Origin of the sequence: uncultured Mobiluncus sp., assembly GCF_947254095.1 — a bacterium.
Lineage (GTDB): Bacteria > Actinomycetota > Actinomycetes > Actinomycetales > Actinomycetaceae > Mobiluncus.
Genome location: NZ_CAMYBV010000030.1, coordinates 1 through 8,516, shown reverse-complemented (window position 1 = coordinate 8,516; position 8,516 = coordinate 1). Strand labels below are relative to the sequence as shown.

Here is an 8,516-nt window from a genome sequence, read left to right as displayed (position 1 = left end):
AGATAAACGAGCGGCCCATGCCTTTACACATGATGTAGGACAGGAACGCACCGGAGGAACCGACCAGGGCGCCGACAATGATCAACAGCGGGTTGGACAGCATAAAGCCCGCCGCCGCAGCCGCCCAGCCGGAGTATGAGTTCAGCATGGACACGACCACCGGCATATCCCCGCCGCCAATAGCGGCCACCAGGTGCAAACCGAGCACCAGGGAAATCGCGGTCAGAACACCCAAAGCAATCCACTGCTGCTGGAGCAGAGCAGCATCGGCACCGGCCGGGTCCGTGCGCTTGGACACAATCATCCACACAATCATGGCGATAACCGCCAAAATCATCAGGATATTCAGGAAGTTACGCGCCGGCAGCATCAACGGCTTGCCTTTAATCTTGGCCGACAACTTCAGGTAGGCAATGATGGACCCGGTGAAGGTCACCGCGCCGATAAAGATGCCAATCCCGACTTCGCCCAGATGGAAACCCATGTCGCGCACGGTTTCCGCGTTATCGGTGGCCGAAAGTTCCATGAAAGTGTTGAACCCGACCAGCACCGCCGCCAGACCCACAAACGAGTGCAACAGGGCGATGAGTTCGGGCATTCCCGTCATCTTCACGTTCTTGGCTTTCCACAAGCCGATAATCGCCCCCAGCAGCATACATCCTGCCAGGATAGAGGCGGTTTGACCGACGTGGGTCACGGCGTTTGCCGGCGGGGTGGCCGTCAGGGCGACAAAGATAATCGACACGAGCGCGATGCTCATGCCGGCGATACCGAACTTGTTGCCGCGCAGGGCGGTGGTCTGGTTAGACAGACCCGCCAAAGCCATGATGAACAGCAGGGCAGCGATGAGGTAAGCGAAGTATTCGACGTGATCGCTCCAGTAGGCGAGGGTGGTCATGTCGGCGTGGTCAGTCGCGTTAGCGGCAAAATTCACAAGTGTGTGCAACATGGCTTAGTCCTCCTTCTGGAACATCTTGAGCATTCGGTGGGTCACAAAGAAACCGCCGAAAATGTTGATAGAAGCAATGAGGATGGCCAGACCCGCCAGACCCGTCACAATCCACGAGGTCGATTGGGCCAGCGACAGAATCGCACCAACCAGAATGATGCCCGAAATCGCGTTCGTTTCGCTCATCAGCGGGGTGTGCAGCGAGTGGGTCACGTTGGTAATGACGTAGAACCCGGCCACAATCGCCAGCGCCAAAATTATGTAGTAGGGCAGCATCGAGAACGGTGTCACCGCGACCAAGGCAATGCCCAGCACGGCCGCCACGAAAATCCAGAAGTTCCGCATAGCGTGGGACTTCGGCTTTTCCGGAGCGGCAGCCGCGGGCGCACCTGCGCCGGGGGCGGGCTTGGCCGGGGCCGCCGAGACCGAAATGGGCGGCGGGGGCCACAACACGTCCTTTTCGTGGGCAATAGTGATGGCCCGCACGACCTCGTCCTCCAGGTTAAAGACGATGGTGCCGTCCTTTTCCGGGGTCATAAGTTTCATGAGGTTCACAATGTTTTGCCCGTAGAGCTGGGAGGCCTGGCCGGGCAGGCGGTTGGCGAGGTCAGTAAATCCGATGATGGTCACGCCGTTGTCGGTGACGATGACTTCGCCTGCCTTGGTCAGTTCGCAGTTGCCGCCCGCCATGTCCACAATGACAGAACCGGGCTTCATGCCCCCCACCGCTTCGGCAGTGAGCAACAGCGGGGCGGGACGGCCCGGAATCTGGGCGGTCGTAATGACGATGTCGGAAGCGGCCGCCTGCTCGGTATAGAGTTTCAGGGCCGCTTTGGCCTGATCCTCGTTCATTTCCTTGGCGTAGCCGTCGGAGGATTCCTGGGCTGGAGCGGGAATCTCCACGAACTCAGCTCCCATGGACTCCACCTGTTCGGCAGCGGCGGCACGCACGTCAGTAGCTTGGACGATGGCACCCATCGAGTTCGCGGTGCCGATGGCTGCCAGCCCGGCGACACCAGCGCCGATAACGTAAACCTTAGCGGGAGGCATCTTGCCGGCGGCGGTAACTTGACCGGTAAACAAGCGCCCGAAAGCGTTAGCAGCTTCGATAACCGCGCGGTAACCAGCGATGTTTGCCATCGAGGACAGCACGTCCATCGCCTGAGCGCGGGTAATCCGCGGCACTGCGTCCATCGAAATCGCGGTCACGTTGCGTTTAGCGAACACTTCGGCGATTTCGGGGTGGATGCGCACCCCGAGGCGTGAAATCAGCACGTTGCCTTCACGCAGCTGGTCAATTTTGTCTTCCGGCGGGGTGTCCAAAGTCGTGACAATGTCTGCCTGCCAAACTTCCTGCGGTCCCACCACTTCGGCACCGGCGTCGCGATAAAGCTGGTCAGGGTACGATGCGTCGGCGCCTGCTCCGGCTTCGACGATTACCTCATAGCCCAACTTAATCAGTTTGCCTACGGTGTCAGGTGTGGCGGATACCAGTTTTTGCCCTTCTGCGGGCTCTCTCGGTATTCCTATACGCACGTATAACTCCTGAATGTCAACAGTTTCCGGCCCTCGAACGGGCCGGGGCGGGATGGTCCCCGTGACGGGTTTATCCTATCAGCAACCGAGGCTTATCCCTTTTCGTGGGCAGCTTCGATTTTTTCAGTAGCTTCCAAAATCTTGGTGCTGTTTTCAGCCACGCGAATCAGCGCCACAATACTCTCTAGCGTGACGCGCCACAGAAGTATATTGAGGAACAGCACCAGAACTACCGGAATTCCCACCAGGAACGCCAAAGCACTTGGTGCGCCCATGCCGACCAGCGCGCTTGCGCTGCCTCCCCAAACAAACAGCGCGGTGAGACAAGCGACTGCTATGCCAACGGCATAGACGATTCCCAACAAAGGAATGGTGATGAATTTGTTGAATCTCAGATCAAAAAGGCCCTCGAACGGATTACTGCGTTTTACCGCGGGACCGGGCTGCTGATATTGGGCATAAGACGCAGCGTTTCCGGACGGTGCCCCTTGGGGAGGGTAGGGCTGAGCCCCGGACATCTGTTGGTAGGGCTGCGGTGCCGGTGTCTGTGCAGGTATTGCCCCGGTAGGTGTTCCGGTCTGAAGGGGGGTGTAGCCGGGTTGCATCGGTTGGCTAGGCTGCGCCGGAGTGGGGGGTTGAGCCGGGGCAAAACCGGGCTGTTCCGGCTGGCTAGGCTGAGCGGCGGGCTGCACGGGAGGTTGCGGCTGCGCGGGAGGCACCGCGGGCTGGGCGCCGGGGTAAACCGCGGGGTTTACGGGAGCGGGAGGCAGAGAATCATTTTCTGGGGGTGGAGGCAGGCTCACGATTTTTCCTTTCAAATCACACAATTTTACAAAAAAACCATATCACTTCGAAGCCCGCGTACACACTCGTTTTGACCAAAACAGCGAGGAAGTCTTTACCCGAAATTTACCTGGAATTGCTGCCGCGTCCCTCACCCGTGGTGAGCGAAATTTTCCGAGAAACGGTTATGCAGGCGGCGCAGCGGTCGCGGCGCCCACCAGTTCACCCGTCCAAACAGCGCCATCACGGAAGGCACCAGCACCATCCGGACGATAGTGGCGTCAAAGGCGACCGCCAGCGCCAAGATAAATCCAACTTGCTTCAACACAATCATGCGTCCGGTCACGAACGCAAGGAACACAAAGACCAGAATGGTCGCTGCGGAAGTGACAATCCGCGCCGACCGCGTCAAACCTTGAATGACCGACAGCCGGGCCGACCCGGTCTCGTCCCACACCTCTTTCATCCGAGACAGCAGGAACAGCTCATAGTCCATCGACAGCCCGAAGCCGAAGCACATCAACATCACGACCACGTAAGATTCCAGCCCCGGCAGTTTTTGGGCACCCAAAAGCTCCACCCCGAAACCGTCAACAAAGACCAGGGTAGAGATCCCCAGGGTCGCCATCAGCGACAACGTGTTTATCACCAGGGCTTGTAGCGGTATCACTATCGAGCCGGTCATGAGGAACAGCAGGATAATGGTGATAATCACCAGCACGCTGAGCACCCAGGGCAGTCCTTGAGCCAACGATGAGATGAAGTCGATTTGGTTCGCCGCCTGGCCGATGACATAGCGTTGGAAATCGTGGGGTTTATCCCGTATTTCCTTCACGATTCTCTCGGCTTGGGGCGAACCGATGTCTTTCGTCTCCAAATCCACAATCGCCACGGAGTCTTTCGTGTCGCCCAGCTGGGAAGCGGCGAACACTTGGGCAATCCCTTTGATATCGCTGAGGTTTGCTTCGGTCCAGGCGTCGAGTTCTTCGGGGGTGGTGTCCTCGGCAACAATCCGGACCGGGGGCAGTCCGGTGCGCGGCACCTGGGCAGCTAAGTCTTCGTACAAGACCCTTTGCTCGTTGTGAATGGGCAGCATATCAAACAGCGAGTTGCGCAGGTTCAAGGTCGCCAGCGGCAGGCACGCCGCCACTAAAACCGCTGCTGAGACAATGAAAGACAGCCAGGGTCGGCGGGTTACCGCGATAGAGATGCGATAGAAGAACGTGTTTTCTGTTTCCGAGTCAACTTCCGGCGTGCCCTGCGGATCTTTGCTCTGCTGCACCCGGTGCTCCACATGCGCCGGCTCGGCGTCGCCCATGAAACGGCGCAGGAACGGAATCTTGGTCAGGATGGAGGGCTTTTCCAGGCGAGCAGAGGCCATAAACATGAGGGCAGACACCAAGGTCAGCGCCGCAATCATCGCCAACAGCACGGTGGAGGAACCCGCGATACCCAGGGACTTCAACAGTTCCGGCCGGAAGAAAATCATGCCGGAGGACGCAATCGCCACCGTCAGGGCACTAAAGAACGTGGTTCGCCCTGCTGTTGCCAGGGTAATTTCCAAAGCACGCAGATAGCGCGGATTCAAGGCTTCCAGCCGTTCGCGGGTCTTGGGTTTTTTCACTCCGGAGAAGTCCGGTTTCCATTCGTCTTCCGGCAGGCTACGTAAGCGCACAAGTTCCTCGTGGTAGCGCGACACTATCAGCAAACCGTAGTCGATGGACAGCCCCAGCCCCAGCACCGAAATCACGTTGACAGCGAAAGATTGCTGCTCAAACAGGTAGGTCATTCCCAACATGATGGCCAAGGCGGTAGAAATCGCCACCAATGCCCCCGACAGCGGCAGCAAAGCGGCCAAAAATCCTCCGAACACGACCGCCATAATCAGGAAGGACAGCGGAATCCCAATCGATTCAGAACGCACCAGGTCGTTCTTAAGGGTTTGGATTCCGGCCTCGTTTACCAGACTCATGTCCGTGACCCGCACCCGAAAATCGGACTGCACAGCATCTTTGGGCAGGGCTGTCCGCAGCGTTGACCCCAAGCCGCCCAGGGCTTTCTCTACGTTCTTAACGTCAGGCTCGAACTGTTTCGGCGGGGTCTTTTGAGCTTTCCCGTTCACCCGTAAATCCATGGTGGCCACGATGACAAACCCGTGGCCATCTTTTGCCACCAGTTCCCGCGCTTGAGGATCGAGCATGGCGTTATATTCCACGAAAGGATAAGCCACCTTATCTACGTGAGGCATCCCTTTCAGTTTCGTTTCAAACTGTTTCAGCTCGGTGTGCAGGGCTTTCGAGACGGGCCAGTCGGGTTCGGACAGCGCTTTGGCTTGGTCGCCCAGCGCTTTTGCCGAATCGCCCAGCGCTTGGGCGCGGTCAGCCAGGTCTTTGGCAATGTCGCCCTTATCTTTCGCCTGATCGCCCAGGTTCTGAGCCTTGTCGCCTTTCGCTTTGGCTTGGTCGCCCAGTCGGCGGGCTTGCGCCGCGAGACTCTGAGCCCGGTTTCCGCTGGCAAGAGCCTGATCACCGACTGCCTGCGCTTGGGCGCCGATTTCTTGGGCTCGAGCGGCCTCGGTCTGGGCTTCGGTTCCTGCCGCCTGAGCTTGGGCCCCGAGCTGTTGGGCGAGGGCGCCCTGTTCCTGGGCTTCGGCGCCGGCCTGTTGGGATTGGGCGCCGAGCTGTTCAGCTTGCCCTTTCGCCGCCCCGGCTCCCGCCATATCGCCACTAGTGGCGAGCTGCTGGGCTTTTGCCCCGGCCGCCTCCGCCTGAGCCTTCAAATCCTGCGCTTTCGCCCCCGCCGCCTGAGCCCGCGCCCCAGCCGCCTGAGCTTGAGACTTCAAATCCTGCGCCTTCGCCCCCGCCGCCTGAGCCCGCGCCCCAGCAGCCTCCGCTTGAGACTTCAATTCCTGCGCTTTTGCGCCCGCGACCTGCGCTTCGTGTCCCAGAGCTTTGGCCTGGTTCCCCAGGCTGGTGGCACGGTTCCCCAGCTCGGTGGCTTTCGCCCCGAGGGCTCGCGCCTCATCAGCTAAAGCCTGCGCCGGATCCCCAGCCGCTTTCGCTTCATCACCGAGTTTTTTGGCTTTATCCCCCTGATCCTCGGCCTGAGCCTTCATCTCATCCAACTGACTGGCCAGCTTTGGGGCCTGTTCCAGCTCTGAGCGCAAATCGACCCCGGAAACGTAGGCCATCACGGAATAGGCCGCGGTCTGGTGACTTTCCACCATGACTTGACCGGTGTGAGACTCCGAAGGGGTCGCCTGGGGTACATCAGAAATGAGCCGATTCCACAGGGGATTTCCAAATCCGGTCACCGCACTGAGCGCGGTGGCAATAACTACCAGAATCCAAAATGCCAGAACTCGCTTCGGTCTGAGGGCTAAAAAACGAGCGAGCTTGACATACATATATCAAATGTACCTAGACCGCGTGGGAGTCGCACCCGGAATGGAACTCTGTTTTTGTCCTGTCACGAAACCACTATGGTTGGATAAATCCACGTCAAGGGTTGATAATTAACTTTATGGTCCCTGGTCTCACGCTGCGCCGCGCCCTGTGGGTTCCGGCACTCTTTATGTTGGCTTTCGCTCTCGTCGGCATCGGTCCGGTCGCGCCTGCACGCGCCGGAACCGGCGACACTCCGTCGGGTTACCCGCCAACCGAGGTTCACCAGCTTCTCCCGCCCACCCCTGCTGACCAGCCAGACCGCGCGACACCGCTTGTGAACTCCCCAGATACTGGCTCTACCCAGGCCGGACAGATTCCTGACCCGCACCCGGCCACCGTCCAGATTATTATCGGACCGGGTCCGGACGGGATGGCGTCCCTGTGTTCCGGGGTTTGGGTCGCGTCCAACATGGTGCTGACCGCGGCCCACTGCTTTAAGAGTTTGCCCCAAGGGCCGGCACGGATTTATTCAGCCAACTCTCACGTTCCGGGCACCTCGCCCATCGCCACCGGAGTGACCTGGGAAACGACCACGCAAAGCGATGTGGCGCTGGTGGTGACTACCCCGGCAAATCACCCCATCGCCCCAGTCAGCGCGGCAGTTCAGCCCCCCAGCACTCCCCTGTATATTTGCGGGCAAAACTACATCATCAAGGAATCCGCCACTATCGACAGTGTCTCCCAGATGATTGGCGGCAAAGGAAACTACTGCGCCAATGTCAACACTTTGGACGCCCGCACCGCCCAACGTTTCCAGATTCCCGCTGGTGGCAATATCCTGGCCACCGTGCCGATGGCGGTAGACAAGGGCGACTCCGGCGGGCCACTGTACAACGCTGCCGGCGAAGTGGTCGGCATCACCAGCTCGAAATCCCATACAGCTTTCACGGACAGCACCGAACAGCTGCTGTTCAACGCCGCTTCGCCGATGTCGCGTTTCGGCACTTGGCTGGCGAGTTTAGGGGTGCCGGTGCGTGGTTTGAGTGGCGCCGATTTGCCCTATAAACAGCTCCCGCCCCATATTATGCGGGTCAGCGGCGCCGACCGGATGGAGACTTCGGGGATGATTGCCGAGGCATCACCCAACGTGGAGACGCTGATTCTCACCACCGGGTTGATAGCCGCTGACGGTTTGGCCGCGACGCAGCTGTCCGGCGTCACCAGCTCCACACTGGTGCTGTCGAACTCCCGCGACCACCTGGACTCCCAAGCCGTGAAAGCCCTGGATAAATTTGGGCTACGCCGGGTGGTACGCGTGGGCGGAACCGCGGGGCTGAGCGCTGCCGACCGGGCGGCAATTGCAGCCAAAGGTCTGGAATTGGTGGAGCTCATCGGCGCGAATCGTTTTGAAACAGCCGTGAAAGTCGCGCAATATCGCGATTCTCTGGGAGGCGCACCCAGCGCAGTCTTGGTGGCTGACGGTATCAACTTCCCCGACGCCCTGGCTGCCGGAGCCGCGGCCGGAGCAATGCAGACCTCCCTGGTGCTCTCCAGCGGCGCCAACCTGCCCCCCACTACACAAAGCTACCTGAAACCGCTTCTGAACAGCACTACAATCATCACTGTTGGCGGTCCGGCCCAGAGTGCTGTGGCTTCTGCCGGTATCAATCCCGGCACGACCTACACCGGAGCGGACCGTTACGAAACCGCCCGCAACCTCGCCACCGGCCTTGACCTGGGACGCAGCGTAAACGGCCTGGTGATGGTGTCGGGACGAAACTTCCCCGACGCCCTGTCAGCCGGAGCCTACACGGTCAAGCAAGGCGCGAAACTTGTGCTGGTACCCCCGGCCGGGTCGAAAC

5 protein-coding genes are annotated in these 8,516 nt (G+C 59.7%); 1 reads left to right on the top strand and 4 read right to left on the bottom strand.

What is annotated here, in order from left to right:
* From Q0X47_RS08080 to Q0X47_RS08065, 4 genes are all read right to left on the bottom strand, one after another.
* On the bottom strand, positions 1 to 949 hold a 949-nt coding region (locus Q0X47_RS08080; protein ID WP_297724839.1), incomplete at its 3' end, for an NAD(P)(+) transhydrogenase (Re/Si-specific) subunit beta.
* A 3-nt stretch (positions 950 to 952) separates the two neighbouring features.
* Positions 953 to 2,485 carry a Re/Si-specific NAD(P)(+) transhydrogenase subunit alpha gene (locus tag Q0X47_RS08075; protein ID WP_297724836.1) on the bottom strand — a complete coding sequence of 511 codons (1,533 nt, stop codon included), beginning with the start codon at positions 2,483 to 2,485 and terminating at the stop codon, positions 953 to 955.
* A 92-nt stretch (positions 2,486 to 2,577) separates the two neighbouring features.
* Positions 2,578 to 3,288, bottom strand: a complete 711-nt coding sequence (locus Q0X47_RS08070) for a DUF4282 domain-containing protein (protein ID WP_297724833.1) — start codon at positions 3,286 to 3,288, stop codon at positions 2,578 to 2,580.
* A 131-nt stretch (positions 3,289 to 3,419) separates the two neighbouring features.
* Positions 3,420 to 6,674 (bottom strand): MMPL family transporter, encoded by a 3,255-nt coding sequence (locus tag Q0X47_RS08065; RefSeq protein WP_297724831.1) that lies wholly within the window; start codon positions 6,672 to 6,674, stop codon positions 3,420 to 3,422.
* A gap of 116 nt (positions 6,675 to 6,790) precedes the next feature.
* Here Q0X47_RS08065 and Q0X47_RS08060 point away from each other — a divergent pair.
* The coding region (locus tag Q0X47_RS08060) for a cell wall-binding repeat-containing protein (RefSeq protein WP_297724828.1) at positions 6,791 to 8,516 on the top strand (1,726 nt) is incomplete at its 3' end.